At 48.4% G+C, this 2,253-nt stretch carries 3 protein-coding genes and 1 pseudogene; all 4 read right to left on the bottom strand.

The window, feature by feature from the left end; translation table 11 throughout:
* A partial coding sequence (locus tag KDK18_RS01365) for an LptA/OstA family protein (protein WP_306670835.1) occupies window positions 1-251 on the bottom strand: 251 nt, incomplete at its 3' end.
* Window positions 235-807, bottom strand: coding sequence for an LPS export ABC transporter periplasmic protein LptC (lptC, locus tag KDK18_RS01360; protein WP_257252646.1), 573 nt, complete (start codon window positions 805-807; stop codon window positions 235-237). The genes KDK18_RS01365 and lptC, both read right to left, overlap by 17 nt.
* A 333-nt stretch (window positions 808-1,140) precedes the next feature.
* Window positions 1,141-1,674, bottom strand: a complete 534-nt coding sequence (locus KDK18_RS01355; protein ID WP_373691131.1) for a KdsC family phosphatase — start codon at window positions 1,672-1,674, stop codon at window positions 1,141-1,143.
* A pseudogene (locus tag KDK18_RS01350) lies at window positions 1,674-2,213 on the bottom strand (KpsF/GutQ family sugar-phosphate isomerase); the annotation flags it as partial. The gene KDK18_RS01355 and the pseudogene KDK18_RS01350, both read right to left, overlap by 1 nt.
* Window positions 2,214-2,253: the final 40 nt, after the last annotated feature.

The following is a 2,253-nucleotide window of genomic DNA, read 5'->3' as shown; positions in this document are numbered from 1 at the left end:
ATCCGGGTAGTACCCTGGACCATCACAACATCCCCCATATAGATGGAGATGCCCTTTTTGTTATCGATATCTGCTGTGTTGGATTCGATCTCGATAGGCTTCTGCCGGTCTGATGGCAGTGCTTGTGCCATGACTGGAAGCATTACCATGGCTCCCAGCATCAGGTAATGTGCAATCCCTCTGCGACGGCTCTTTCTGTCTGACCGCAGATTTGGATCAAGGCGCTTGGCCTGCTCATGGCTTTGGCTCATGAAATCCTCTTACCCTAGACTTGAGTTTAACCAGACTCTCGATGTAGAAAGCCTCCATACCAATGGCACGTGTACGTCCAGTGTCGTTGGTGATCAGTACCGGTCGATCAGTCACTGCCAGTCCCTTATCAGAGTATATGGTCATAAAATCAGTGTCTATGCGCACCTGGCTGCTATTGTTAAGGTCCGTCTGGGTCATTACTACTTGATCCCAGAGCTCTATATCCTCGTTGCCGGGTAACAGTTTGCCATAAAGGGCATCGGCAACCATGGGTTTTTGGGGGTTGCTGAAGTTCTCCAGGTGGGGGGCCTGCAACAATGTTGTATCGTTATGCGGGTAATGGGTGATGCTGTCTGAAATCAATGTGTAATCCAGTTCACCCTCCTCGTTGTATTGGGTGATTTGGGTATCGATGAAATAGTAGTCAGCGTTTTCTCGAACCAGAGGCTGTTTTCCCTGAACCCCCACGTGGAGGTTGCTGTCATAAGCCCAATAGCCAATGCCGACCAATGTCAGCATCAGAAAAGCAACCAGCATTAAGTTCCGATTGAGCATCAAGTCATTGGCTCCGGGTCACAATCCAGTCAGAATCTGCATGATCAGATACCGACAAAAGAAGGCTGTTCAGGAAAATGGTGGCCCGTTTTTGCAGGCGACAGCATTCTCGCAGTAAATGAGTAGAGTCTATCATGATTTTTTTTTATCATCAGAGACTGTAGGTGAATGTTTTCAAAGGCTAGACATTGACTATCGTCCTTGTGAAATGAAGTTAAAAGGTTGTCTTTTACTATTGTCAAATAGTGCTCAAATTATAAAAATGTCGCTGTCCAGAGTCCGATAGATGCCTGACTGAAAGCCATTACAGCGACATTTGAGGTGTTTTTAACTCTATTTCAGGTAACTGGCCAGCATAGTATCCAGCTTGCCTTTGGCTGCGAGGATGAAGTCACAGAATTCTCTGGCTGCACCTGCGCCTCCATAATTAGAAGTGATGGCGGGTGAGTGTTCACGAACGTAGTAGTGTCCGTTTGGAACAGTACAACCAAAACCAACCTGTCGAATGGCCGGAAGATCGGGCAGATCATCACCGATGTAGGCCACCTCATCCAGGCTCAAACCCTGACCCTCATCCTGAAGTAACTCTTGTAGGGCGATTAATTTGTCTTCACGGCCCTGATAGAGAAAATCTACATCCAGGTCAGAAGCTCGTTTTTCAACAAACACGGACCGGCGGCCGGTGATAATGGCCGTTTTTACACCTGACTGCTTGAGCATTTTCAGGCCATGACCATCCAGAGTGTTGAATATTTTGAGTGATTCGCCATGCTCACCAAAAAGCAGTTTGCCGTCAGTGAGAACGCCGTCGACATCGAAAACGGCCAAACGAACACGGGCAGCAGCGGACTGCAGTGAAGAGCTGATCATACTACGCCTGCTTTCAGTAAATCGTGCATGTTGATGGCACCAATCAATTCATTGTCATCATCCACGCAGATCAGTGCGTTAATTTTCCGGTCATCCATAATCTTCAGGGCTTCAGCCGCAAGGATTTCAGGGTTGATAGTTTTGCAGTGGCCGGTCATCACTTCATCAATCAGTGTCGATTTGGGGTCAACGCCCTTGTCCAGAGCCCGGCGCAGGTCACCGTCAGTGAAAATGCCAATGACATGGCGTTGGTTATCAACAATGGCAGTCATCCCCAGTCCTTTGCGAGTCACTTCCAGCAGGGCATCACTCATTGGTGTGCCCAAAGGAACCTCTGGTACCCGTCTGCCAATATGCATGATGTCTTTTACTTTAAGAAGCAGCCGTTTACCAAGTGAGCCACCAGGATGAGAAAAAGCAAAATCTTCAGCGGTGAATCCACGGGCTTCTAGCAGAGCTATAGCCAACGCATCACCCATTACCAGAGCTGTGGTAGTGCTGGAGGTAGGTGCGAGGTCAAGAGGGCATCTCCATCTATATGGGGGATGTTGTGATGGTCCAGGGTACTACCCGGAT

Source organism: Endozoicomonas sp. SESOKO3 (assembly GCF_024606255.1).
This window is presented reverse-complemented; position numbering and strand designations above follow the sequence as displayed.